Source organism: Bullifex sp. (genome assembly GCF_034103065.1).
Classification (GTDB): Bacteria; Spirochaetota; Spirochaetia; order Sphaerochaetales; family Sphaerochaetaceae; genus Bullifex.
This window is the reverse complement of record NZ_JAXEGN010000137.1, coordinates 1-26,194: the sequence shown is the minus strand read 5'-3', so window position 1 is coordinate 26,194 and position 26,194 is coordinate 1. Positions and strand designations below refer to the sequence as shown.

Here is a 26,194-nt window from a genome sequence, read left to right as displayed (position 1 = left end):
CTTGCTGGCCAGTATGAGATGAGAGTCAGCACCCATTCGGAACACATGGGTACTCTGGCGGAACCTGGATCAGGCTTTGAAGTTTCATATGAGAACTGGAAGCAAACCAGGGTTAAACCGGAAGCTGCAATCCTTTAGGGTGGCGGTAGTTCACTATTAAAAATTAAGAGTGATAATAGTTTGTAAACAATATGTATTTTGAATATCAGTTTAATCATTCTTATATTATGAAAGTGAATATAAAATAAGAATATTTAATAGATTTTTTAGATATAGATATTCCTTGTTGGTAAGGGATAGAAAGAAAATATAATGCATAAAAAATAAATAATGCTTTGTTAATTATATTGAAAACAATGTTTGCCATGATATAATGAAGAAAATAAAACTCAATTTGGAGGTATAATATGGATATCCAGGAATTGAACAAGATTAGTCCACTTCGCGTCTTTGACGAGGCAATTAATGGAGGCCTTGGTAAGGGCAATATGGGCGTTATAGTATCACGTCACGGTGTAGGTAAGACAGCATGTCTTGTACATCTTGCTACAGATAAACTTCTTAGAGGTGAAAACGTAATCCACGTTTCATTCTCAGGAAACGTAGAACATGTAATGAACTGGTATAAAGAGGTTTTCAGAGAAATTTCTGAGGTCCAGAGCTTAGATGATGCTCATAATGTTTATTCAAGCATTTTATCTAATCGCGTTGTAATGAACTTTTCTCAGAACCAGGTATCAATTGAAAAAGTTTTAAAGTCTCTTAAGTCTTTAATTGAGCAGGGTGCTTTCAAAGCAGATGCAATTTTATTTGATGGTTACAAGCTCACATTGGCTGAAGATGATGATATTATCAAGATTAGAGAGTTTGCTAAGGAGATGAACCTTGAAGTATGGTTCAGTGTATCTCCAGTAAGACCTGATGTTGTATATGATGAATATGGTGTACCTAATACACTTGAGAAATATATCCCATATATCGATGTTCTCGTAGGCTTAAAGTATAGAGAGGATGTTGATAAGGTTGTAATGACAGTTGTAAGAGCTCACGGCGAGGACGTAGCAAAGCCACTTTCAGTACGCCTCGACCCAAAGACAATGCTGATCTCACGTTAAAACCTGGATATATCAAATATGAAGGGAGTCTAGATGGCTCCCTCTTATTTTGCGCTTTCAGTTAAATCGAATTGAATAATTTCCTTTAAATTTTATGAAACTAAAATTAATTATACAAAATTTTTAATTATTTATTATATCAATAATTATATTAATCAAATATATACAAATCATTATTTTAAACTAATTTTTTTAATCATTTTACTTCTATTATTCATAGGAGGTAATAAAAAGTAAGAGATAGTAAGTCTTTGTAGTACTATCTCGAGAAGTATTAATAAGGAAACATATATTGAATTTAAAATCAAAATATACAGATGAAGAAAGAGCGATAGCGAGGTCACTACGACCTATCGACGATACTCTCTTTCGCACTATGGCAAAGGATAATATTCCTTTTGTAGAGCATATTGTTCGAGTAACCTTAAATAGAGATGATATATCCATATTAAAAATTAACACACAAGATGATATACATCTCTTTGAAAAGGCACATTCTGTTATTCTTTACTGTCTTGCTGTTGATAAAGAAGGTACTTACTATGATATAGAGGTACAAGCATCTAAGAAAGGAGATGAAGTAAAAAGAGCAAGATATATATCATCAATGATAGATTCTAGGTATGCATTAGGAAAAGGTATAAGTAGCTACAATGAGATAAAAACTCAGATAGTAATCTTTCTAATGGAAGAAGATATCTTTGATAGAGGTAAGCAATTATATAAATTTAAAAGGACAGAAGAGGAATCAAAGTTGCCACTTGATGATGGTAGTTTTATAATTTATGTAAATGCTAAAAATAAAGGAAGAGAAGAATTAGATAATCTAATGCAAAGTTTAGTTTCATCTAATTATCTTGAAATGAATGATAATGTTATAAGGGGATGTACTATGTATTATAAAACAACAGTAGAAGGTGAAGATCATGTATGTGATGCTGTACAACAGTATGCTGCTAAGTCTTATGATAATGGAAAAACTGAAGGTATTAGTATCGCTGTTAAAGCTTTATTAAATTTAGTTGGTAAAGGTATAATTACTATAGATGCGGCAATTTTAGACTCTGGATTAAATAAAGAAGAGTTTTATTCAATTGCTGAGACCTTAGGATATAAACTTTAAAGTCTTTACCAAGCATGTAGTGATGAAAAACTCACTTCATGCTTGCTTTGTAAAAAGCGTAAATTAATAAGATTATCATGAAATTAAGTATAATTTAATAAAATGATGCTGACAATTTTTTGCTTTTCCATTTTTATTGATTGATTAATATAGTTAGAAAAAGAGTTTTTAAAACGCTTTACGTAATTATTCAAATTCTTTCAATATGTATGATATACTAAATAATTGAAGGAGTTATTTACTATGGCAGATTTATCTACTTCTTATTTAGGATTAAAACTGAGAAATCCTATAATAGTTGCCTCAGGCCCTAAAACAAGTAATATTGAAAGTTTAAAAAAGTGTGAAGAAAATGGAGCTGGAGCAGTCGTATTAAAGTCAATTTTTGAAGAACAAATAGAAACAGAGGTTGGAAAACAACTGGTTAAAAATTCAGAGTTCCTTGATCATTCTGACTTTTCAGAATATTTTACTAATGTTTCAAAAGATTACTATTTAGATAGCTATTTAAAGCTTTTGCAGGATGCAAAAAGAGAATTATCAATTCCTGTAATAGCTTCAATTAACTGTTCTGATATATCAACTTGGGAAGAATATATCTCTTCTTTTGAAAAGGCTGGTGCTGATGCAATTGAGTTAAACTACTATCCAATTGCTCAAGATAGAAGAGTTAGTGGAGAAGATGTTGATAAAGCACTATTCAAGTTTGCAAAAAGAATGAGAAAGAGTACTAAGCTACCTGTATCTATTAAAATGGGTGATAACTATTCTTCACTTGCTTATACAATTTCTGAACTTGATAAAATTGGTATTAATGGTCTTGTATTATTTAATAGATTCTTCCGTCCAGATATTGATATTGAGAATGAAAAAATGTCTCATCTTGGAGGTGTTTCAAGCTTTAATGAATATGCACCTTCTTTAAGATGGATTGCTTTAATGAGTAGTGAGGTTAAGTGCTCATTAGCTGCAAACAGAGGTATTCATTCTTCTTCAACTGTAATTAAAATGTTGCTTGCTGGTGCTGCTGCTTGTCAGATTTGTACAGTTTACTTAAAGGACGAAACAATTATTAAGACTATGTGCGATGAACTTAGTGCATGGATGGACAAGAAGAATTATAAGACTATTGATGAATTTAAAGGTAAGATGGCTCAAGAAAATCTTGCTAATGGTTCAGCTTGGGAGAGAACCCAATATATGAAGACTCTCATTGGTGGTGACAAGTGAATTTTGATAGATCACAATATAGCGATATCGCACCATATGTAGGAAAAGATGTTGATGATGCAATTGTAAGAATTTCAAATAATCCTCAATTACTCTATGCATTTGCCAGTGCACTCATTAAAGGTGAGGGTGCAGAGGTTGAAGCAAAGAGAAAGCAATTTGTAGTTTATGTTTTAGAGTTATTAAAGAGTGTTCACTCCTATGATGATTTCCAGCATAAAATTACATCAGGTCTTTTCTTGAAGGTTGTTGTTGCAAATACTATGGAAAGCTTCACTGTAAGTGGTCTCGAAAAAATTGATAATAACAAAAGTTATTTATTTATCTCCAACCATAGAGACATTGTCCTCGATTGCGCTTTACTAGACTATGCGCTATTCTTGGCTAATAAACCTCTTTGTGAAATGGCTATAGGAGATAACCTATTAAAGCATCAATTTTTGCTCGATTTATTTAAGCTTAATGGAGCAATAATCGTAAAGAGAGATCTTCCTGTTAGAGAAAAATATATCGAGACTGTAAGGCTTTCTGAATATTTTTATAACACAATTCAAGGTGGAAAGAATATTTGGCTAGCTCAAAAGAGTGGTAGAAGTAAGGATGGTATTGATGTAACTCATCCAGCTATCATTAAGATGCTTTATTTAGGACCAAAAAAAGATAAGCTTTCTTTTTCTGAAGTAATTAAAAATTGTCACATCGTACCTGTAGCAATTAGCTATGAAAACGATCCTAATGCAATCAATAAGGCTCGTGAAGAAGTAAAAACTAAGGAAGAAGGTTCTTACAGCAAAAAGCCTATGGAAGATGTTATTTCCATGATCAAAGGTATTAGAGAGTGGAAGGGTAGAGTTCATATTGCAATTGGTGATGAACTTACAGGTGATTACCAAACACCAGAAGGGGTTGCAAAGGAAGTTGATAGACAAATTCATACAAACTATACTCTTTGGCCTAATAACTGGTTCTGCTATGACTATTTAAAGTCTTCTGATGAAAACAAAAGTAAATATGAAGGTTTTGATAAGGATGCTTTCTTAGCAAGTATTAATCATTTAAATGATGAAGTAAAAGACTTTGTCATTAATTCATATGCTAACCCAGTAAAATCTTTTCTTGGAGAGTAGATGAAAGTAAGGTTTTTAACCATCCTTTTAATAGTAATATCCCTCTTTTCTTGTGCAAAAGAGGGATTTGTTGTAAATACTGTTGATTTATCTCATGAGACAGTATTTGAGGATGGTGTAAAAACAAAAGAAAGTGTTTTATTTAAAACCATCTTATCTGAAGATGGTAAATATGAATTAATTCTTTCTGATCCTGAAAATAATTTAACCTTTAATTGTAAGCTTAATAAAGATGGTGAGTATTACATCTCAGATGATTTAAGGATAACAAGCCTCAGCTCCTTTAGTGTTGGAGAGTATAAATATACAATAATAAAAGATGAAGGGACAGAAGCTGAGGGAATTGTATTGCTCGACTATGACAGTGTAAAGCCATTAACAATTAATGATAATGATATTATTCTTGAAGCATATCAAGATGGAAAGATAATTGCAGAAACATCTGGTCCTGATTATCCAAAAGATGCAGATACTCTAGTACTAACTAAAAGAGATAGTAAGAATAATAAAGTAATAACTACTATCTCACTTAGTTCTTCCGACCATCTTCCTTAATTCTTCTTCTTCAAGTGTGATAATAAAGGTTCTTCCATGAGGACATGCTGGATCTTCTAGTTCAAATACCTTTTCTAATAGGGCCTCTGCACTATATTTATCAATTTCATCTCCAGCTTTAATTGCTGCCTTACATGCAATTATTGCATAGAGTGCCGCTTCTATTTCGCTGTCACTTCCAACCTTTGTTTTAATTAACTCTACAACCTCTTTTTCATATGAGAGTGCTAAAGCTGGAAGAGCTGTAATTGTCCAAAGCTTATCTTCCTTTTTTGATAGAGCAATACCAAATTGAGTATAGACATCACTATGCTCACTTAAGAATAAATCAATATCGCTATCTACCTCAAACTCATTTGGAAGTAGTAGTTTTTGAACCGTTTTCTGCTCTCTTAATTCATTAAATATAACTCTTTCATGAGCTGCATGTTGGTCTACTAGATAGAGGCGTGAATCACACTCACAAATTAAGAAGAGTTTAAAGGCTTGACCTATGTATTTAATTTCTTTCTTAACTTCGATATTCCAAACATCTTCTTTTTTTACTGTAGAAGGCTTAACAATATCTCTTTTTATAGATGATAGATTTTTAGCCTTTTCAAGCCATGAATTATCTCTTGGGCTATCTTGATAAGTTATCCTTGGAGAGTTAATTTCAACAGACTCTTTCTTAATGCCTTCTTGAGATATTGTTTGGTTATAAACAAACTCTTTATCCTCAAAAGCAACCTTTTTGGTTGCAACAGGGACAAGAGGTAATTCCTCTTCGTTTGACTTTATTGTTGGAATAGTCTTAGGAAGTTTTTGACTAATTAAAGATGAAATAGCATGGTGAATTTCTGCTCTATTTCTTATTTTTACTTCTTTTTTTGCAGGGTGAATATTAAAGTCAACAAGTTCTGGATCTTCATCGATAAATGCTACAGTATATGGAAATGAGCCACCAGGAAGCGTTTCGCCATAACCATATGAAACTGCCTGTACTAGAGAAAACTCTTCAACAGCACGACCATTAACATATATTTTAATAGCAGAGCGGTCACTTCGATGTAAGAATGGAAGACTAGTTACTAGTCTAATTTTGTATATAGAGTTTTCACTTTCTAAGTAGGTAAAGTCTGCTCTATTTAGCTTTGAATCAAGTGTTAGGATATCTAGAACACGATCTTTTAATGTGTTTCTAATTGGTAAATCGACCTTTAAAGCACCGTCTTGGTAATACTTGAAGTGAATTGCTTCAAATGCCATGGCTTTTGAAATAAATGTATTTTTAATTAACTGTGCTTCACTTGAATCACGTTTTAAAAATGACCTTCTGACAGGAAGTGCTCCAAATAAATTTTCACTTGTTATTCTAGTACCTTTTTCGCATCCACCTTTACTTAGTTCTCCATCAATTGAACCATCTGTAGTGTAGGTCCAACCATTCGAAGAAATAGAAAGTTTAGAAACAGAGCTAATAGAGTAGAGTGCTTCACCACGAAAGCCCATAGTATTTAAATGATAAAGGTCATCTATCATTGAAATTTTACTAGTAGCGTGTGGTTGAGTTGTTAGAGGTAAATCTTCTTTATCAATACCACAGCCATTATCAATAACAGAAAGTGATTCTATTCCCCCACCTCTAACATCTACACTTATTTCTGATGCTTTAGCATCAATTGAATTATCTATTAATTCTCTCGCAATAGCTGCTGGGCGATCAATTACTTCTCCTGCAGCTATTCTTGCAGCAACTAAACGGTCTAATACTTTAATTTTTGCCATAAAAATATAATATCCCAAATGGGATAAAAAATCCTCTCAAATTTGAGAGGATAAAAACTAGTTTATTTTCTTAACTTTTACACTTCCAGAAACACTAAAAACTGGAGTAGAAGGAATATCCGCAATTACCGTTGTCTTAACAGCACTAAATTGAGGCATATTAGGTATTCTCTCTAAAAGTGTTAGCTTACTATTAACACTTGGCTCTGCAGGACGATAGAACGACTTGATATAGAGTAATAACTCTTTTGCAAGCTGGTCTGTAAGAGCTGTATACTCTTCCTCTGTTAAGGATATTGCATACTTTAATGTAATAGTATCTTGTGTTGTTCTGTATGTGAATTTTGATCTAATTTCAGGGTTAGTCACTTCAAGATTTGCAAGGAAAGAGGTTATTTGACTTCTCTTTAAGTTTTGAGGAAGTGTAATAGTAATCTTTTGAGTATCTGCTGTCAAAGTCGCCTTGAAATCCTTAAATGCAATTTCCTTAGTATAAAGCTCTGCTGTTCTGAGTTCATACATCAATGGATTATATGATGCTTTCATAATATCAACAATTGTATATGGTGCTACTTCACCCTTGGAATCACGAAGAGCATCATAAAGAATAATTGATTTATCTGAAAGGTTTGCAATTGTATCCTCTTCATTTGTATATACAATGTGGGCAACTGCATTTTTTGATAATTCATATTTTGCAGTTGTAGTATATACATTTACATCCTTATCAAAGCATTCAATCATTATTGAACCATCGAGAAGGTATAACTCAGGATTATCTGTACCAACAAGAGCAATTAATGAATTAGGATATACAATCATTTCCGCAAAGTTTGCTGAAAAAGTAGCTTCCCATTCTCCTGTTTGGATAATATAGCCACTTTGAGTCATCTCTGTAAGTGCATCTACTTTATTCCCTCTAGGGCCATATAGATTGAGTGCATCATAATCTCCTGCACTGAAAAACATTGAATGCGCTGCAAACAATGAGAATGACATTGATAATACTATCAGGGCAAGTGAAAGTCTTTTGAATCTCATAAGATATCTCCAATTTACCTTTTTAAATCTTAACACAGGTAAGCATTATAAAAAAGAGGCTTAATTTTATAAATGAATATTAAAATTGTGCGCATTATAAATATGTTCTCTTGTAAGTTTATCAATATGTGTTAATTCCTTAATTATTGGTTTTAACTTTGACCTAATATTTGTTTGGTCATATGGACATACTGGCTTTATCACAGGAAGATCATAGTTTTCAGCAATACGCTTTGTAACTGATTCATGTATTTCAATTAAAGGTCTAATAATGTGTAGTTTTCCATCAAAGAATTCTTGAACAGGGAGCATGGTTGAGAAGTTTGCTCTAAAACATAAATTCATCATGGTTGTCTCTACTAAATCATCAAGATGATGTCCCATTGCAATTAACTTAACATCGTTTTGTGCCGCATACTCAAAAAGAATTCTTCTTCTATTTCTTGAACAGAGATAACAGTTGAAATCACCATTAAATGAAGATGGAAATTGGTTTTCATCAACAATTTTAAAATCAATTGAAAGAGCTTCAAAGTAAGACCTAAGCATTTGCTTATGCTCATCATCAATTGGATGCTCAATCCAGTTAATCATTAAAGCTTTTAACTTATACTTTACCGGAAGCCATTTTAATCTCAACGATAGAGCAAGAGCAAGTGCAAGAGAATCCTTACCTCCAGAGACAGCAAGTAAAACCTCATCGCCTTCCTTAATCATGTTATATCTATTAATTGCTTTTCCAGCACCCTTAACAAATCTCATTACCCATGGTGGAATATCACCATTAACAAGTTCAAGATATGATTTCTTTTCAATATTTTCTTCCATCGATTATCTCCTTAACAATTTTCCTTGAAACAAAGTTTGGAGCATATATTGCTACATATCTTAATGAGGATGCAAATTGTTTTTCAACATCCTTAGTAAACAGCTTTGTAACTTCTTGGAATTTCTCTACAGAACCATCTTTATTTAAAATATTTACATCAGCTTCAAATGAGATTGGCTCAGGGATATCAATTATTACTTGATATGGTTTTAAATTTGGATAATAAGCTAATAGAGCTTTATAAATTCTATCCTCTGTTTCAAAGCGAGTATAAATATCACTTGCTTCTGCTTTTATTATATCATCAAAGATCCATTCCTTTTCCCATACTCGAGAAAGTAACATACTATTTCTTACATCGGTAATTAGTGATAGGGGAGCATAAGATGAATAAATTTCTGGAATTCGATCAAAATCGTAGTCATCAATGAAATATAAATCATTGACACTTAAAATATTATCTCGAATTGCTGATAGAAGGGCTTTCTTAATCATGCACGTTGCACTTCTAACATCATTATGCCAATAGATGTTCTTATACATTAAATACTTTGAAAATAAAATGTGTTCGATACATTGATAAGCACCTCTTTCAATTGCTATTCGGTTATTAACAATGTGAAGTTTTGATATTACAAAGCCGTTATTTTGGTTTCCATATGGGACTCCACAAAAGAATGCATCACGATTAAGGTAATCGAGTTTATCCGGGTCCAATGCACCTGAGAGAATGTGACGATATAATTCAATTTCACCAGTAGCTTTTTGTTTATCATCAATTATTGCAATTACATCATTAATCTCTGCTCCTGCTGCTACTATTGCTTTGTTTAATTCTTTATCTTCTCTTATTATGTCTCCAGCAAGTTCTTCATGTTCTCTAATAGAAAGTTCCTTTAGTGAGTGAGCATATGGAAAGTGTCCAATATCATGTAAGAGGCATGCTATAAGAAAGCTTCTCATACCTTTGATAGTAAAGTTTGGAGAGCTATTTTCTAGTACAGCTAATAATATTTGTCTTCCTGTATAATACACACCAAGACTATGACAAAGTCTAGTATGAACTGCTCCTGGATAAACTAAAAAGGTTGGTCCATTTTGCTTTATTCTATCGAGCTTTCTAAATCGAGCTGTTTGAGTAATTCTTTTAATTGGCGCATCCATTAGAATATCATTTCCAAGTGGATCGCGATATGATAACACAAAGCCTTCTGTAAGGCTGAGAATTAATTCTTTTTTGTTCACACGAGATAATTTACCATAAAATGTATCTTTGACAAAAGCAAAAAATAATAAATAATAAAAATATGAAAAAACTAATTTTAGTTCTTATAATCCTTATGATTATTATTTTGCCAGCTTTTTCTACATATGCACGTGATAAAGATATTGGTATTCTCTCAGATATAATTAAGGATTCTAATGAAAGTAAAGTTTTAGATTTTTTCTTTTCGGAGTTTTCGCTATCATCACTTGAAAGTCATGTTAAAGCAGAGTATCAAAAGAGCTTCTCAAATCAATATGGCTCAAGTCTTGCTTCTGTTTTACCATTAAATGAAGCTTTAGTGAGTATTGGTGATGGAGTGTTACATATTAAGGATAGAACTAAGAATGTTATCTTTGATGTATTTTATGATGATGAAGGGTTAATAACTTCTTTAAGTATAAGAAGATAAAAAGATAGGGCGAATAATCGCCCTAATCATTAAATAAGCTTTTCAAATTCATCAAGTAGAGTTTCAAAGTGTTTTATAGCTTTTTGAACACTTTCCTTCTTAGCCATATCAACACCACCTAATTTTAGAGACTCAATTGGGTATTTTGAACCACCACTTTTTAAGAAGGATAGGTAATCAGTTCTTTCTTTTTCACCACCATTTAATACTCTATTACAGAGTGCAATTGCGGCACTTATTCCTGTTGAATATTTATAAACATAGAAAGCTGTATAGAAGTGTGGAATTCTTAAACACTCAACATCGGAAAAACTCTCAAATTCCATTATAGGACCAAAATAACTTTCAAGTAGAGTTCTATAAGTTTTACGCATTACCTCTACTGTTGCAACTTCTCCTCTTTCAACTGCTTCATGAATTAATAACTCATATTCAGCAAACATTGTTTGTCTAAATAGCGTTGCAACAATTGATGAAAGCTCATGAGAGATTAAATAAGCTTTCATTTTTTCATCACTTGTATTGCTAATTAAATATCTTGAAAGAAGTTGTTCATTAAAGGTTGATGCAACTTCTGCTTCAAAAATAGTATAATTGTAGTGCATATATGGATTGGAAGTAGCACTGTAGTATGAGTGCATTGAATGGCCACCTTCATGGATCAATGTAAAGACAGAATCTAATACATCATCTTTATAGTTGGTTAAGATATATGGTTTACCTGTATAGCAACCTGCAGAGAAGGCACCACTACGCTTTCCTTCGTTTTCATATCTATCAACCCAGCGTTCTGTTGTAAGACCTTTAACTAATACTTCTTGATATTCCTTTCCAAGTGGGGCTACTGCTTCTTTAATTATATTTACAGCTTCATCATAGGTATAGTTACACTTGATATCTTTTACTAATGGTAAATAAACATCATAGTGCTTAAGTTTTTCTTTATTTTGTACCTTAGCCATTAAGCTGTAGTAGCGGTGTAGGGCAGGAAAGCCTTCATGAACTGCATTAATAAGATTTCTATAAACTTCTTCACTTACATTATCGGCAAATAGAGATGCTTCTAGTGATGATTTATATCCTCGAGCTTGGGATTGAAAGATATCTTGATTTATAGATCCTTCATAAAGACGAGCAATTACATGCTGATTTTTCTCAAAGGTTTGATGTAGTTTAAAGTATGCATCCTTCCTAATGTTTTCATCTTCACTTCTAATGAAACTCATGTAACTTGATTGAGTTAGCTTTTCATTATTTACTAGGCCAAAATCTAAGTCTACATCCACTAAGTCATGAAAGGCTCTACTTGGAGCTTCAGCTGCTTGAGCGTTTAAGGAAAGAATTCTTTCTTCATTTTTAGTTAATGTATGAGGCTTAAAACGAATTACTTTTTCAATAAATATTCTATATTCCTCGAATCTATCTTCACTAAGCATTTCTTTTAATTTCTTTTCATCGATAGCTAAGATTTCAGGTTCAAAAAAAGATAATTCTTCAGATACCTTTGCACTTAGATATGATGCTTTTCCAGCACATTCGCTATAAGTGCTATTGCTAGCATCACTTTCGAAGAGTAGAAATGCATAGCTTGAGATACATTCTGTTTCTTTTAATACATCTTTAATTTCTTCTAGTGCACAATAAAGTACGTCACTTGATTCACCTAATCTAGTGTTGTAAGAAGAAAGATGAGAAACCTTATTAATTAATAAATCATAGCGAGCTTTAAAATCCTCAATATCTTTACATAGAGATGATAAATCCCAAGTATTTTCACTCTTTTGTTCACATCTTTTCATTTTAAATCTTCCTTTAGTGCTTTAATTAATAGTGCCATCTTCCTAGCAGCTCTTCCTCTATGAGAATAGCTATCCTTCTCTCTATCAGATAATTCAGCAGCGCTTTTATTTGTATTTTCCACTAAAAACAATGGATCATACCCAAAGCCATGTTCACCTCTAACACTATCTGAAATAAATCCTTCAACAGCTTCTTGGATAATGTAAATTTGTTCATTTGAAAGCATTAATACAAGAGCACAAACAAAGCGAGCACTTCGATTTGTTTTACCCTTCATTTCATCAAGAAGTTTAGCATTCTTTTCAATTTGCAATAGCTTTTTACCGTTTTCATCTCCATATCGACTTGTATGTATACCTGGCCTTCCATCTAGAGCATCAACTACAAGACCTGAGTCATCTGCGATAACTGGAGCCTTTACCTTACTATATAAATCTTTTGCCTTTATCAGAGCATTTTCAATAAAACTATTTCCATCTTCAACTGGATCAAAAGAAATAGATTCTTCCTTTGGAAGGGTAAGAACTACTCCATCAAGAAGTCTCATCATTTCTTGCTTTTTGTGTTCATTTGAGGAGGCAAAATAAATCTTTAAATCGTGCATAAAAATTCCTTTATTTCTATTAATACATTTTCATTAACTGTTTCATCAATGATTCCATATTCACTTACATCTCCAGTCTGTGAGTATTGAAGAATATGATTAACACCCTCTGGATATGCTGTTTTATACTCTATTTTGGACATTTTTAAAGCTTCTTCAAGTCGGTCTTTATTTATTTCTAAACTAACTTGCTTATCATTTGTTCCAATTAAAGCTAAGCATGGGCACTTTATGTTAGAAATATATTCTTTTGGATCTAAAGCTAGAAAAGCTCTATACCATGGGTGTGATAAACTTGAAAGTGTAATTGAACTAGTTGAAGGATTAACCATATTTAAATATTCTAGTGCTTTTTCATCTTCACACTTGATTATTGCATCGTAGGCTAAATCCAAAATTGAAATAATAGTATTTACCACATCATCATTTAATCCTAAGGCTTTATATGCAGTTTTATTTTGATCTGCTAAAATAGTTTTACCTTCTACTGCAGGCGGTGCAAGCAGAATTGTAGCTTTGATGTTATCAAGTTTCGAAGAGACAATAGCTGCAATTATAGCTCCTTCAGAATGTCCCATTAATATTACTTCATAGCCCAAAGAGGATACATAATTAACTTCTTCAATAACATCATCAGCTAGGTCGTAAGTTGTAAAATCATATTTTGTTGTTGTACTTTTTCCAACACCTCTATCATCGAAGCGTAGAGTAGGGTAGCCAAGAGTAATTAGGTAATCTGAAAGCACTTGGAAAGGTTTATGGTTTGCAATATAGCTATCTCTATCTTGTGAGCCAGAACCTGAAATAAATATAATAAGTGAGTTCTTTTCATTTTCTATTGGCTTTGTAAGGGTTCCTGATAGGATTGAATTATCACGAAGTGTTAATTCAACTTCCTCTTCAATTCTCTCTGGTCTTACTTTTTCCTGAGCTCTTGAATAGTATTCTTCTTTATTTCTTGAAACTGTTTTAAAATCTAATTCCTCTTGATATCCACGTTGGTTAAATACTGCTTTTCCTGGAAGCTTCCCTTGAATAGTGAGCGCTAAACTATTTGATGAAAGCACATCTTTATTTACTTCTAATGGAGTAAAATATAGCGCCTGAGCTGGAACAGATAAAGAATAATTATCATCTTTACCTGCAATTTCAATTGAAAAACCAAGTTGAGAATCGGCTCTGTAAACACTTTCTGATAGTCTATCAATTTCTTCCTGCATTCCGTTTGCAAAAAGGGAAATTGCAAGACATAACAACATTATTAGAGAAATATTTTTATTCATACTAAAAATAATACTCGAATTTTATTATTACAGATAGATACGACTCTATTATGTTTCCATTATCTGTTCTATTTTCTTAAGTAATTCGTCAACTTCTCTTATCCACATTCCAATGCATGTCGTAGAGTTATTAGTTTCCTCTGCTATTACTTTTATAGTGGCACCTCTATTTGTATTAAACTTTTCTTCTCTGCATCTTTTGATTGAAGAGAGTAGATATGCCTTTTGGGTCTCAAGTTCACTACGTTTTTCTTTTGATAAGCTATCATCACAAAGCTCTGAGATAATAATTATATAGCGTTTCCAATAGTTATTTATTTTTAGTTCATATAAATTATTTCTCTTAATAGTGCGTTCTTCATTTATTTCGTGCATCTTTATTGATAATTTTGCAATGGTATTAGGGGAAACATTCATTATTTGCGATAATAAATTTATTTCCTTATCTGTTAATACATTGATATTGTTTAAGATAAAGGCTAAAAACTTTTCCCTATTTTTCTTGGTTTTTAGAAATTCAACTAGAATATCATGTTCTTCATCACCATTATTTTCATCTAAAGGAGTAGAGGTAGAAATATCTGCAATGATATTTTCTATAGTTGTGTCTGTATCAATTTCTAAAGGATCTTCATCTATATAACTTTCTGTTAAATACTCTTCTTCCTCCTCAAAAACATCCATACTGTTTTCAATCTTGATGTAGGTAGTAATAAATTTATTTTCTTTGATTTCTCTTTGATTCTTTAGCCTAACAAATGTACGTGTTCTTGTTCTTAGTATAATGTGTAAATAGGCAAGATACGGAACATTTGAAGCTATTCGATAAGAGTTAATAATGTGATCTGTTTTATTTAACATTGATAGATAAAACTCGGAACATAAATCGCGATCGATATAAAATGAACGGTAAGGAATTAAAAAGAATAAGAGTTCTGTGGTCTTTTTTACATATTCATATTCAACATCAAATGGTATGTTATTCCTTTTTTTATCAAACATGATTTTTACGGTATCTTCAAGTTTTTTTATTTCACTTTTACTTAAATAACTACAATTCATAATGAACTCCTCTTTGATTTATGCATATATAGATGCAATTATCATGCCAAGGTAAAATAATTAATTATGTGAGTTATAAATAAAAAAACAAAGAAATTTTTTGTATCAATGAAAAAACTCAGCTCCATTTTTGAAGCTGAGCTAAAAATGTGATATAGATATTATTAATTTTCTAACTGCTTTGTGTTATCAAGTACCAACTGAGGTCTATTACCTTTTGTGATACAATCTTCATTAATAATAACTTCTTTTACATCGTGTCGTGATGGAAGCTCGTAAGAAACATCAAGCATGATATTTTCAATAATTGATCTAAGGCCTCTTGCTCCTGTCTTTTGATCAATAGCCTTTTGGCTTATTGCGTCAATAGCTTCTTCTGTGAAGGTGAGTGTAATACCATCTAAAGATAGGCTAGTCTTATACTGATTTAAAATAGAGTTCTTTGGCTCAGTAATAATTCTTTTAAGATCCTCTTTTCTTAAATTATTAAGCGCAACGTGAATTGGAAGACGACCGATAAACTCTGGAATTAAACCAAACTTAATTAAATCATCTGGATGAAGCTCTTTAAAGAGTTCTTCAAAGTTCTTATCTTCATATGATTCGATATCTGCACCAAATCCCATTGGGTGAGAACTAATTCTCTTTTCGATAATCTTATCAAGGCCAACAAAAGCACCACCACAGATAAAGAGGATGTTTTTAGTATTAATCTTTAACATCTCTTGGTTTGGATGCTTTCTGCCACCTTGAGGTGGTACAGAGGCATTAGTTCCTTCGATAATCTTTAAGAGAGCTTGCTGTACACCTTCGCCAGATACATCTCTTGTAATTGAAACGTTTTCACCTTTCTTACTGATCTTATCAATTTCATCGATAAAGATAATACCATGTTCTGCTGCTGCAATATCATCATCTGCAGCTTGAATAAGCTTTAATAAGATATTTTCAACATCTTCACCAACATAACCTGCTTCAGTTAATGTGGTTGCATCAGCAATTGCGAAAGGCACATTAAGTTTCTTTGCAAGTGTTCTTGCTAAAAGAGTTTTACCTGTACCTGTTGGTCCAATTAATAAAATATTAGATTTATCAAGTTCAACGCCAGACTGAGCAATCTTCTCTTGGAATTTAACTCTTTTGTAGTGGTTATAAACTGCAACAGAGAGTACCTTTTTTGCTTCGTCTTGGCCAATTACATACTCATCAAGATATTCCTTTATCTCTTCAGGAGTTGGTATTTCACCAAGATTTGATGCATATGAGCTTGAATCCTCTTTTAAGTCTTCCTTAATTATCTCACGACAGGTATTAACACACTCATCACAAATGGAAACACCTGGTCCATGGATAAGCTTCTTTACCTGTGATACATCCTTTCCACAGAATGAACAGGTTCTATTTGAATTTCTTCCAAGTGCCATATTATTTCCTTGTCATAACCATATCGACGATGCCGAATTCTTTAGCCTTTTGGGCATCCATGAAGTAGTCTCTTTCGATTGCCTCAGAAATTTCTTCTTCGCTCTTTCCTGTGTGATGCGCAAGAATTTCACAGCTAATTTTCTTGATTCTCTGAAGCTCTTTTGAACCAACAATAATATCTGTTGCTTGTCCCTCAACGCCTCCAAATGGCTGGTGAATCATTACGCGAGCATAAGGCAAGATAGATCTCTTACCAGTTGTGCCTGCAGCAAGAATCAAAGATGCCATTGAGCATGCTTGTCCTACACAGATTGTTCTTACATCAGGACGAATATATTGAATAGTATCATATATTGCGAGCCCTGCAGTAACACTACCACCAGGAGAATTGATATAGAGACTGATATCTTTTTTAGGATCTTCACTTTCTAGGAAAATTAATTGAGCAACGACTAAATCAGCCATTTCATCTCTAATTTCACCGTCTAGGAAGATAATTCTATCCTTTAAAAGTCTTGAAAAAATATCATACTGACGCTCACCGTTACCAGATTGTTCAACAACATATGGTACAAGATTATGCATCTTAATACTATTAATATCCAAAATATCAGTCTCCTTAAATCTTAATATCTGTTGATGCTTGCTAGAAATTCTGCTCTTGGGAGAACTTTCTCAACAGTAAAAGTATTCTTCTCAAGTAGGAAAGGAAGAACCTTAGCATACTGCATATTATCTCTTAATACGTTTCTGTAATAATCCTTAGTTGCTTCGTCTGTATCTTCCTTGATGTTCTTGTTAAGTTCTTCTTCAAGAGCTTTTTCATCTACTTCGAAGTTTTCTTTCTTCTGAATAGCTTCTAAGATAAGCTGGTTCTTAAGATTCTTTGTAGCTGGCTCTCTCCAACCTTCAATGAAGCTTTCCTTGCTCATACCTGACTGCTTGAAGTAGTTAAGAATCTGATCTTCTGTGAGACCAGTCTGTCTTACATAATCTCTCCAAGATGATTCAAGTTCGAACTCGATCATTGAAGCAGGGATAGTAAGAGTTGTTGCTTCGTTAAGAGCATTAACAATTGCTTCCTTCTTAACATTATCAACCATTTCATCTACTTCTTTCTGAAGATTAGCTTTGATACCATTCTTCATATCTTCAACGGTCTTGTACTCTTCCTTAACATCCTGAGCAAATTCATCATCAACTTCAGGGAGTTGTCTTTCCTTTACTTCAGTTACATTAACAATTAATGTGATAGTCTTACCCTTATAATCTGGGTTAGCATAATCTTCTGCATAAGTCTTCTCAAACTTCTTCTCTTCACCCTTAGCCATTCCGATGATATCTTCATCAAAGCCATAGAAGTTATATGAAGAACCAACTGTGAATGTGAAATCCTTTCTGCTTGTACCAGGAACTTCATTGCCCTCGCTGTCAAGCTCTACATAGTTACAAGTAACGATATCGCCATTAGCAACCTTTGCATCCTTTGTAAGAACTACTGCGTTCTGCTCTCTGAGCTTTTCAATTTCTGCATCAACATCACTATCAGCTACTTCTGTTGTGTTGTACTTAACTTCAAGACCTGTGTACTGAGGAAGATCAAAAGAAGGCTTTACATCATAGTGAACTGTGAAAGTAATATCACTATCCTTCTTGAATGGAAGTAAGCTTTCTTCATTCTGTAAAACAGGAGTTGAGAACTGGAGTGGCTTATCCTTTTCGTCAAGTGTTTCAATAGTCTCTTTGAGACTTGATTCCATGAGGTCAAATGTTGATTCCTCGCGGATTGCAGAACCAAACTTGCTTTCGATGACAGAGATAGGAGCCTTACCCTTTCTAAAGCCCTTCATCTGGATTTCTTTAGCATACTTATTAATCTTAGCCTTGTATGCTTCTTCGATTGAGGCTGCATCAACAGTTAGTGTGAGAGCCATCTGTGAGTTTTCTAATGCTGTTAAACTCTTATTGGTGACCATAATCAACCATCCTTATAAATAATATCTTATTATTCTTTGCTCAAAGGCAGTTCCGAAAAATTATAACAGAGACTATTTCCTTTGTCACGAGATAAGCAAAAACAAATATATAGAAGAGGTAGAAAAAAGTAAATAGAGGACTTTATTTTGTCCTCTATTAATGTGTTAATAATATGATTTTAGCTTCAAAATTAAGCTATCAATCTTATCATGAGTTAAAGCTGGATTTAATAGTGTGAATTTTAGCATTACTTTTCCATCCTTCACAGTTTGTCCGATAATAGTACCTTCGCTCATTAAATCACGTCTTATTTTTTTATTTACCTCATCACCTCTATCTAAAGCAAATACTACTGATGATAGCTCAGGTTCTGGACCTGTGATAAAAGCTTTATCACTAATGAGCTTTGAGTAAAAATATGAAGCATTACCAATTACTGTATCGATAATTTTTCCATACCCATCTTTACCCCTAGTTAAGAATGCAATTAACACCTTTAAGCTATCAGCTCTTCTTGTTGTTTGAATTGCTTTACCAACTAAATTGATGTAACCATCTTCTTCATCTTCTTCTCTATTTAGATAGTCAGCATGAAGTGAAAAACAATCTAGAGTTTCTTTATTTTTTACAATTAGACAAGAACAGGAAATTGGGAGTAAAAACATTTTATGAAAATCAATTGTAATTGAGTTTGCAAGATTCAGTGCTCCTAGACGAGATGAGTATGTAGAACTCATTATTGCTCCAGAGCCATATGCTGCATCACAGTGTAGGTACATGTGATATTTATCTGCGATTCTTCTTAACTCTGAAACGTTATCAATTGAACCAAAATCTGTTGTTCCAATTGTTGCTACTACCATAAATGGCAAATATCCAGCTTGATAATCTCTTTCAATTATCTCTTCAGCTTTCTTAATATCTATTTGGCACTTATCATTAACTGGGAGATGAACTACAGCATCGTATCCAAGTCCAATTATGTGAGCTGCTTTATCAAATGAGAAGTGAGATATTTCTGATGTGTACAATCTAAATTTTTTATAGCATTCAGGGTTTCCATATTTTTTAACATCATAGTGTAAATAGTCATTACAATACTTATCTCTTGCTTGAATTACTGCAGATAAGTTTGAACCACTTCCACCAGATGTAAAAACACCATCGCTATTATCCCCATAGCCAAATAGCTCACACATTTTTTTTATTACAATTAATTCAACTTCTGTTGCAGCTGGTCCTTGGTCCCAGCTATCAAGAGAGTCGTTATAAATTGCAATAATTAATTCTGCTACAATTGACTCTAAAAGGGCAGGTGAGTGAAGGTGTGGCATGTAAGAGGTTGACCAAGTTGATAGAAGGTGAGGAAGAATTTCTTCCTCAACCTTTTTCAATGCCTTATCAAAGCCTAAACCTTGTGGTGGTAATACTGAAATTTTTGAAATATTCTCACGGAGCTTATAAGGGTCAATTCCTGAATAGCACTTATCACTAGTAATTGAAGAAAGTACAGTTTCAAGAGTCTTAGAGACCATCGATCTTAGTGTATCTTTGACTTCTTCATCAAAGGAAAGCACATAGATGTCATTTTCTCTCATTATCAACCTCTTTAACTACTTTTGTAAAAATATCAATCATTAAATCAATTTCTTCCATTTTTACATTAAGAGCACATAGGCAGCGCATTACGCTTCCATTTCTTCCACCTTTTTCCATAACTAGGCGGTTTTCAAAACACTTCTTTTGAACAAGAGCTGCAATTTCTCCTGATGGTTCTGGGTTACCCATAATATCTTTTGGACCGTTAGGGTCGATAAATTCAACACCCAGCATAAGACCTTTACCTCTCACATCCCCAATGATTGATACTTCATCTTTGAGTTTTAGCATTGCATTTCTGAGGTGGTCACCTTTTTTTACAACATCATTTAAAAATTCTGGTTTTGAAACTCTATTTAGTACAACTGTACCTGCTGCCATTGCGAGCTGGTTCCCTCTAAATGTTCCAGCATGTGCACCTGCTGTCCATTTATCAAGCTTTTTATTGTAAATAACAACACTCATTGGCTGAGTACCACCAATAGCTTTTGATGACAAAATAACATCTGGAACGATGTTTGCATACTCGAAGGCAAAGAGTTTACCACTTCTACCAATTCCACACTGTATTTCATCAACAATCATTGGAATATCGAGTTCTTGAGTTACTCTTCTTACTGCTTGCAAGAATTCAATAGGTGCAGGAACTACACCACCTTCACCTTGAATTGGTTCAAGAATTACTGCAGCAGGTTTTGTTATTCCACTTTCAGGATCCTTAAGCATTCTTTCAAAGTAGTTGATACATGCCTTTGTACCCATTTCACCACCAAGTCCAAATGGACAACGATATGAGTAAGGGTAAGGCATAAACTGTACACCAGCCATTAAATTTGCAACTTTATTTTTTGCATTTAAATTGCCTGTTAGTGCAAGTGCACCATGACCCATTCCATGGTAACCACCTGAGAATGCAATTACTGTTGATCTTCCTGTTGCTGTTTTACAAAGTTTGATTGCTGCATCTACAGCATCTGTTCCTGATGGTGAACAGAACTGTATTTTAGCATTTTCCTTTAAACCTTCTGGTAGTAAAGAGAGTATTGTATGGACAAAACGGTCTTTAACAGGTGTTGTTAAATCGAGAGTATGGAGAGGTGCATCACTCGTCAGCAAATCTACCATAGCTTGATTGACTTCATCATCATTATGACCAAGTGCCAATGTTCCAGCTCCACAAAGGAAATCTAAATACTTATTTCCTTCCACATCTTCAACCCAACTTCCTTTTGCTTTTTTTAGTGCAAATGGGAATTTTCTTGGGTAACTTCTTGCACTAGATTCGAAATCGTTTTGGCGATCTACGTAGTACTGATTTGTGAATTTTTCCATGTTGTCCATTACTTTCTATACTATCCTTATTCCATAAAATCTTTTCTGGGTGTATCCCAGCCTTTTTGTTGTAAAGCTTGCCAGGAGAATAGCTTGTGCTAACAGCAGTGAGATATAATCCTTATTCGGCGAATGAATATTAACACCCAATAATGATTAATACAACAAAAAAATGAAAAACCTATTTACTTTATTTATTTATTCGGCTAGGATACAGAAGAAATTGCGAAAGTAGCTCAGTGGTAGAGCTCCACCTTGCCAAGGTGGATGTCGCGGGTTCAAGTCCCGTCTTTCGCTTGAGTATGGCCTGGTTGTTCTCCAGGCTGTTTTTTTTGTATAAGTTGTTTGGCTATCTTATTATGTTGTATTAAAATAGTTACAGTTTATTTTAGGGAGTTGTAATGGATAAAGAGTCACTCATGGTTGCTGGAATCGATGTAGAAGACGCATTAAGACGTTTTATGGGGAATGAAAACTTATTAAAGAGAATGTTATCAAAATTTATAAATGACACAACCATCAATGATTTAAGAAAAGGTATTGAAGCTAATGACCATGAATTAATGTTTCGAAGTGCTCATACATTAAAAGGTATTGCAGGAAATCTTTCTCTTTCTAAGCTTTACCAAGTTACAAGTAGTCAAACAGAACTATTTAGAGCCGGGAAGGATGAAGAGGGTATTTTGATGATGAGCCAAGTTGAAGAGGCTTATAAGAGTGCAGTCGATGCAATTAATTCAATTTAATTTTTGTTTTCTTTAAGCACTGTGTATAGCGAGAGTGTATTTGCTCTCGCTTTTTTTGACAAAAAATGAATTATTATTTCTTCAATGCCACCTAAAAAGCCAATAAAGGAGGCAATACATGTTGCCTTTGTAATTCCGATAAATGGAATTACAAATAAAAGTATAAAAATGGAAATGGATGCTAATTTATTTAGTATAGTATGTAGAGGAGCAAGCTTTTTAAATTTAATTAATTGAATTAGATAACTTGCTATTCTAACAACAAGTACTAAAGAAAACATTAGCTTTGCTTCAATACCTATTGATGAATACTCTTTAATAATTACTGAAAAAACAGTTGAACCAAAAAAACATAAATCAGAGATGCTATCTAAGGTTGCACCTAATGGGCTATCACCACTAATTTTTCTAGCGACCATTCCATCAATAGCATCAGAAAGTCCACCTAGAGTTAAAAAGACATAGAAAAGAGGTGTAAATGGTGTTGTAAAAATGATTCCAAATGCACAGGGAATCCTAATCATTGTAATCATGTTTGCAGCATTTTTTTTGAAAAAACCCATTTTTACTCCTTCCATACATATTTAAATGTAATCAAGAAGTGATATATTTGCAATACGGTGTATAGGAGATGAATAAATGACATTTAAAGGTCAAGAAATAGATGTAGTTACACTACTTGGAAAAGGCAAGGGAGGATATTCTTATTTAGTTAGCTATGAAGGAAAGATGTGCGTGCTAAAGAAATTTCATAATGAGGAGGTGCCTTACTATACTTTTTCCAGTCCAAAACTTGAACTAGAAATAAGAGATTATCAACGACTTAAGGATGCAGGAATATTAATTCCTGAGCTTTACTTAACTGACAGTGAAAATCAAATGCTTTTAAAGCAGTATATTCCAGGTCCAACTTGTTTTGAGTTAGTTAGAGATGGCCTAATGAGAGATGATATTATTTCTTTAGTTAGAGCTATGTGTATTAAACTATATCCACTTGGTTTAAATATTGATTACTACCCGACAAACTTTATTTTTTCAAACAATGAACTCTACTACATAGACTATGAATGTAACTTATATAGTGATGAGTGGAATTTTGAATCTTGGGGTATTAAGTATTGGTCTCAAACTCCAGAATTTCTTGAGGTGTTAAAAAATGAATAATATAAAGAGTTTTATAAAGAAGGAATTTACATTTTCAATTGCTTTTATTTTAACTTTATTATCAATTTTTCTAAATCCACACATTAGTACGTATTTTGAAATGATTGATTTTCGAGTATTGATATTACTCTTTTCTCTTATGGGCATTTCAGCTGCTTTAGAGTCTTCTAAAGCCTTTGATGCATTAAGAGACTTTTTACTTAAAAGGTGTGATAGTGAAAGATCATTTAGTTTAGTAATGATTTTTTTAACTTTCTTTGCTTCTTCATTAATAACAAATGATGTTGCGTTAATTATTTTTGTTCCATTTACGTTAAAAATAGTTAACACACTTATGAATGTAAAAAAGAGTGCAATATTAATAGTTTTAGAGACAATTGCAGCAAACCTTGGAAGCATGATGCTTCCTGTAGGAAATCCTCAAAATTTATATTTGTATTCTACATTTAATTTGGATGTTAAAACTTTCTTTATTACGATTTTACCTTATTCCTTTATTAGTGCACTTCTATTACTAGGTTCAGTTTTTATCTTTTTTGAAAACAAAAAGATGAATTTTAATAATCAGGAAACTACATTAGACAAAAAGAAAGCTAGTATATTCTTTGTTTTATTACTCTTTTCACTATTAACTGTTTTTAGAGTAGTTTCAGAGTACGTGTTAATAGTTGTAGTTATATGTGCATTCATACTTTTTAATAAGAATTCCTTTAAAAGAGTTGATTATATTTTATTGTTAACATTTTGTTGTTTCTTTATTTTCAGTGGAAACTTATCACAAAATGAAAGTGTTAAAACCTTTTTTAATTTGGTTATAAATAAATCTGCATTCATAGTTTCCCTTTTAACAAGTCAAATAATCAGTAATGTTCCAAGTGCAGTGCTGCTATCACAATTTACTTCTGATGGTGTAGCACTTTTGGAAGGAACAAACATTGGTGGACTTGGTACTCCTGTAGCATCTCTAGCATCATTAATTACAATTAAGTTATATATGAAAAATGATGTGAGGAATTTAAAGTGCTTCTTTAAATACTTTTTCATCTTAAATGTCATATTTTTGATAGCTTTGGTTATTTTCAGATTCGTGTTTTAATAACTAGTAATTAATTTATTATAATATAAATAGTTATAAACTATAAGAATTTGAAATTATATTTTTTTTAACATTTTACTTCTATTATTCATAGGTGGTAATAAAAAGCTAAGAGATAGTAAGTCTTAGTAGTACTATCTCGCCTATGAATAAGTAAAGAGGTAAATAAAAATGAAAATAAAATATACTAAAGAGGAAATAGAGCTTGTAAAAGCTCTACGTCCTATTAATGATACTTTGTTTCGAACTATGGCAAAGGATAATATTCCTCTAGTTGAGCATATTATTCGGGTAACGCTAAATAGAGATGATATATCTATTTTGAGGGTAAATACACAAGATGATATACATATCTTTGAAAAAGGACATTCAGTAATCCTCGATTGTCTAGGAGTAGATAGTAATGGAGTATTATTTGATATCGAAGTGCAAAAATTTAATAATGATAGTCTAGAAAAAAGAGTAAGGTATTATTCATCTATGCTTGACTCTAGATATTCATTAAGTAAAGGAATGCCATTTAAAGAGATTAAGGATTCTTATGTAATATTCTTAATGGAGGAAGATTACTTTCATTTAGGAGGACAAGTATATGAGGTTGAAAAAGTAATAAAAGGATATAACTTGCCTTTTATAGATGGCAGTAATACTATTTTTGTAAATGCTACAAATAAAGGAAGAGAAGACCTAGATAATCTAATGCAAAGTTTAGTTTCAACTGATTATCGTGAAATGAAAGATCAAGTGATAAGGGAGTGTACAATGTATTATAAGACAACAGTAGATGGAGAGGATAAGGTTTGTGAAGCACTTAGAGAGTATGTAGCAAAATCCTATGATACAGGCAAAGCCGATGGAATTAATATTGGAATAACTAAAGGAACTGTAACAACACTTATTAATCTTGTTAATAGTGGAAATATTACACTAGACTATGCAATTGCTAATTCTGGATTGTCTAAAGAAGAGTTTTCAGCTACTGCTAAGGAATTAGGATTAAGCTGTTAATCTAATAATTATTTACACAGCTTCCATAAAGGGGAGCTGTGTAATAGTTTTAAAAATATCCTATACAATTTTTTAAATACCTCACATTTATTCTTTATCTTTATTGTACTCTCATTTAAAATATTAAATGGCTAAATGATATAAAATATTTTTTTTATATATAAGGAAATGGAAAAAATAATAAAAAATGATAAAAATTTTTTAGAAAATTAGTTGACATTTTTTCATCATTTTGCGATTATACATCTCGTTGATTGCGCTGGTGAACACCGGATGCTTCGAACAAATGGTGGAAGTAGTTCAGTGGTAGAGCGCCAGATTGTGGATCTGGTTGTCGAGGGTTCGAACCCCTTCTTCCACCCACGTCATTCTTCGGAATGAAAGCGCTCGTAGCTCAGCTGGATAGAGCGTCGGACTTCGAATCCGCAGGTCGTAGGTTCGAATCCTACCGGGCGCAGCAAAAAAATCATGGGCCGCTAGCTCAGCTGGTAGAGCAGCAGACTCTTAATCTGCGGGTCAAAGGTTCGATCCCTTTGCGGCTCATATCTCACCGCGAGAGTGGTGGAATTGGCAGACACGCTAGATTTAGGTTCTAGTATCGTTGATGTGCGGGTTCAAGTCCCGCCTCTCGCAAG

Annotated in this window: 24 protein-coding genes and 5 tRNA genes; 15 read left to right on the top strand and 14 right to left on the bottom strand. The window is 32.9% G+C overall.

Annotated elements, in window-relative coordinates:
- Window positions 1-407: 407 nt before the first annotated feature.
- The 5 genes from SOY52_RS05450 (at window position 408) to SOY52_RS05430 (ending at window position 5,150) form a co-directional block, all read left to right on the top strand.
- Entirely contained in the window at window positions 408-1,115 is a 708-nt protein-coding gene (locus tag SOY52_RS05450; protein WP_276996785.1) for a hypothetical protein, read from the top strand.
- A 292-nt stretch (window positions 1,116-1,407) separates the two neighbouring features.
- Window positions 1,408-2,238 carry a PD-(D/E)XK nuclease family transposase gene (locus SOY52_RS05445; RefSeq protein WP_320847958.1) on the top strand — a complete coding sequence of 277 codons (831 nt, stop codon included), beginning with the start codon at window positions 1,408-1,410 and terminating at the stop codon, window positions 2,236-2,238.
- A gap of 243 nt (window positions 2,239-2,481) precedes the next feature.
- Entirely contained in the window at window positions 2,482-3,468 is a 987-nt protein-coding gene (locus SOY52_RS05440; protein WP_320847957.1) for a dihydroorotate dehydrogenase-like protein, read from the top strand.
- Window positions 3,465-4,595, top strand: a complete 1,131-nt coding sequence (locus SOY52_RS05435) for a 1-acyl-sn-glycerol-3-phosphate acyltransferase (protein ID WP_320847956.1) — start codon at window positions 3,465-3,467, stop codon at window positions 4,593-4,595. Before SOY52_RS05440 ends, SOY52_RS05435 begins: the two co-directional genes overlap by 4 nt.
- The gene (locus SOY52_RS05430; protein WP_320847955.1) at window positions 4,596-5,150 is read left to right on the top strand and encodes a hypothetical protein; all 555 of its coding nucleotides are present in this window, start codon (window positions 4,596-4,598) and stop codon (window positions 5,148-5,150) included.
- On the opposite strand, the gene mutL is transcribed toward SOY52_RS05430, so the two are convergent.
- From mutL to SOY52_RS05410, 4 genes are all read right to left on the bottom strand, one after another.
- Window positions 5,121-6,917: a DNA mismatch repair endonuclease MutL gene (gene mutL / locus SOY52_RS05425; RefSeq protein WP_320847954.1), complete on the bottom strand. Its 1,797-nt coding sequence runs from the start codon at window positions 6,915-6,917 to the stop codon at window positions 5,121-5,123. The genes SOY52_RS05430 and mutL overlap by 30 nt on opposite strands.
- A 57-nt stretch (window positions 6,918-6,974) precedes the next feature.
- Window positions 6,975-7,958, bottom strand: coding sequence for a hypothetical protein (locus SOY52_RS05420; RefSeq protein ID WP_320847953.1), 984 nt, complete (start codon window positions 7,956-7,958; stop codon window positions 6,975-6,977).
- A 66-nt stretch (window positions 7,959-8,024) separates the two neighbouring features.
- Window positions 8,025-8,786 carry an ATP-binding protein gene (locus tag SOY52_RS05415; RefSeq protein ID WP_320847952.1) on the bottom strand — a complete coding sequence of 254 codons (762 nt, stop codon included), beginning with the start codon at window positions 8,784-8,786 and terminating at the stop codon, window positions 8,025-8,027.
- A complete protein-coding gene (locus SOY52_RS05410; RefSeq protein WP_320847951.1) occupies window positions 8,770-10,032 on the bottom strand; it encodes an HD domain-containing protein in 1,263 nt (420 codons plus the stop codon). The genes SOY52_RS05415 and SOY52_RS05410 overlap by 17 nt, the downstream gene beginning before the upstream one ends.
- Before the next feature lie 62 nt (window positions 10,033-10,094).
- On the opposite strand from SOY52_RS05410, the gene SOY52_RS05405 reads away from it, so the two are divergent.
- Complete coding sequence (locus tag SOY52_RS05405; RefSeq protein WP_320847950.1) at window positions 10,095-10,463, top strand: hypothetical protein; 369 nt, start codon at window positions 10,095-10,097, stop codon at window positions 10,461-10,463.
- A gap of 29 nt (window positions 10,464-10,492) precedes the next feature.
- Here SOY52_RS05405 and pepF read toward each other — a convergent pair whose 3' ends face one another.
- The 9 genes from pepF to SOY52_RS05360 form a co-directional block, all read right to left on the bottom strand.
- Window positions 10,493-12,262, bottom strand: coding sequence for an oligoendopeptidase F (gene pepF, locus SOY52_RS05400; protein ID WP_320847949.1), 1,770 nt, complete (start codon window positions 12,260-12,262; stop codon window positions 10,493-10,495).
- Window positions 12,259-12,867, bottom strand: coding sequence for an RdgB/HAM1 family non-canonical purine NTP pyrophosphatase (gene rdgB, locus SOY52_RS05395; protein ID WP_320847948.1), 609 nt, complete (start codon window positions 12,865-12,867; stop codon window positions 12,259-12,261). The genes pepF and rdgB overlap by 4 nt, the downstream gene beginning before the upstream one ends.
- Window positions 12,855-14,150, bottom strand: a complete 1,296-nt coding sequence (locus SOY52_RS05390; protein ID WP_320847947.1) for an alpha/beta hydrolase — start codon at window positions 14,148-14,150, stop codon at window positions 12,855-12,857. The genes rdgB and SOY52_RS05390 overlap by 13 nt, the downstream gene beginning before the upstream one ends.
- Window positions 14,151-14,198: 48 nt before the next feature.
- The gene (locus tag SOY52_RS05385) at window positions 14,199-15,212 is read right to left on the bottom strand and encodes a hypothetical protein (protein ID WP_320847946.1); all 1,014 of its coding nucleotides are present in this window, start codon (window positions 15,210-15,212) and stop codon (window positions 14,199-14,201) included.
- A gap of 164 nt (window positions 15,213-15,376) precedes the next feature.
- Window positions 15,377-16,636 (bottom strand): ATP-dependent Clp protease ATP-binding subunit ClpX, encoded by a 1,260-nt coding sequence (clpX, locus tag SOY52_RS05380; protein WP_320847945.1) that lies wholly within the window; start codon window positions 16,634-16,636, stop codon window positions 15,377-15,379.
- A gap of 1 nt (window position 16,637) precedes the next feature.
- Window positions 16,638-17,222, bottom strand: coding sequence for an ATP-dependent Clp protease proteolytic subunit (locus SOY52_RS05375; RefSeq protein ID WP_320847959.1), 585 nt, complete (start codon window positions 17,220-17,222; stop codon window positions 16,638-16,640).
- Window positions 17,223-17,263: 41 nt separating this feature from the next.
- Window positions 17,264-18,613, bottom strand: coding sequence for a trigger factor (gene tig / locus SOY52_RS05370; protein WP_320847944.1), 1,350 nt, complete (start codon window positions 18,611-18,613; stop codon window positions 17,264-17,266).
- A 165-nt stretch (window positions 18,614-18,778) separates the two neighbouring features.
- On the bottom strand, window positions 18,779-20,212 hold the full coding sequence (locus tag SOY52_RS05365; protein ID WP_320847943.1) for a pyridoxal phosphate-dependent decarboxylase family protein: 1,434 nt from the start codon (window positions 20,210-20,212) through the stop codon (window positions 18,779-18,781).
- Window positions 20,199-21,554, bottom strand: a complete 1,356-nt coding sequence (locus SOY52_RS05360; RefSeq protein WP_320847942.1) for a diaminobutyrate--2-oxoglutarate transaminase family protein — start codon at window positions 21,552-21,554, stop codon at window positions 20,199-20,201. Before SOY52_RS05360 ends, SOY52_RS05365 begins: the two co-directional genes overlap by 14 nt.
- Window positions 21,555-21,770: 216 nt before the next feature.
- Between SOY52_RS05360 and SOY52_RS05355 the strand changes: the two genes are divergently transcribed.
- Both SOY52_RS05355 and SOY52_RS05350 read left to right on the top strand, forming a co-directional pair.
- Window positions 21,771-21,842 (top strand) — tRNA-Gly (locus tag SOY52_RS05355).
- A gap of 104 nt (window positions 21,843-21,946) precedes the next feature.
- On the top strand, window positions 21,947-22,291 hold the full coding sequence (locus SOY52_RS05350; protein ID WP_320847941.1) for an Hpt domain-containing protein: 345 nt from the start codon (window positions 21,947-21,949) through the stop codon (window positions 22,289-22,291).
- Here the strand turns inward: SOY52_RS05350 and SOY52_RS05345 are convergent.
- Window positions 22,288-22,854, bottom strand: a complete 567-nt coding sequence (locus SOY52_RS05345; protein WP_320847940.1) for a CDP-alcohol phosphatidyltransferase family protein — start codon at window positions 22,852-22,854, stop codon at window positions 22,288-22,290. The genes SOY52_RS05350 and SOY52_RS05345 overlap by 4 nt on opposite strands.
- 76 nt (window positions 22,855-22,930) lie before the next feature.
- Between SOY52_RS05345 and SOY52_RS05340 the strand changes: the two genes are divergently transcribed.
- The 7 genes from SOY52_RS05340 (at window position 22,931) to SOY52_RS05310 (ending at window position 26,192) form a co-directional block, all read left to right on the top strand.
- Entirely contained in the window at window positions 22,931-23,455 is a 525-nt protein-coding gene (locus SOY52_RS05340; RefSeq protein ID WP_320847939.1) for a hypothetical protein, read from the top strand.
- Window positions 23,448-24,551 carry an SLC13 family permease gene (locus SOY52_RS05335; RefSeq protein ID WP_320847938.1) on the top strand — a complete coding sequence of 368 codons (1,104 nt, stop codon included), beginning with the start codon at window positions 23,448-23,450 and terminating at the stop codon, window positions 24,549-24,551. Before SOY52_RS05340 ends, SOY52_RS05335 begins: the two co-directional genes overlap by 8 nt.
- A 171-nt stretch (window positions 24,552-24,722) precedes the next feature.
- A complete protein-coding gene (locus tag SOY52_RS05330) occupies window positions 24,723-25,559 on the top strand; it encodes an Rpn family recombination-promoting nuclease/putative transposase (RefSeq protein WP_320847937.1) in 837 nt (278 codons plus the stop codon).
- Window positions 25,560-25,848: 289 nt separating this feature from the next.
- Window positions 25,849-25,920, top strand: a tRNA-His gene (locus SOY52_RS05325).
- A 22-nt stretch (window positions 25,921-25,942) separates the two neighbouring features.
- Window positions 25,943-26,016 (top strand) — tRNA-Arg (locus SOY52_RS05320).
- A 13-nt stretch (window positions 26,017-26,029) separates the two neighbouring features.
- Window positions 26,030-26,102: transfer RNA gene (locus tag SOY52_RS05315), tRNA-Lys, on the top strand.
- Window positions 26,103-26,111: 9 nt separating this feature from the next.
- Window positions 26,112-26,192, top strand: a tRNA-Leu gene (locus SOY52_RS05310).
- The last annotated feature ends 2 nt before the right edge of the window (window positions 26,193-26,194 follow it).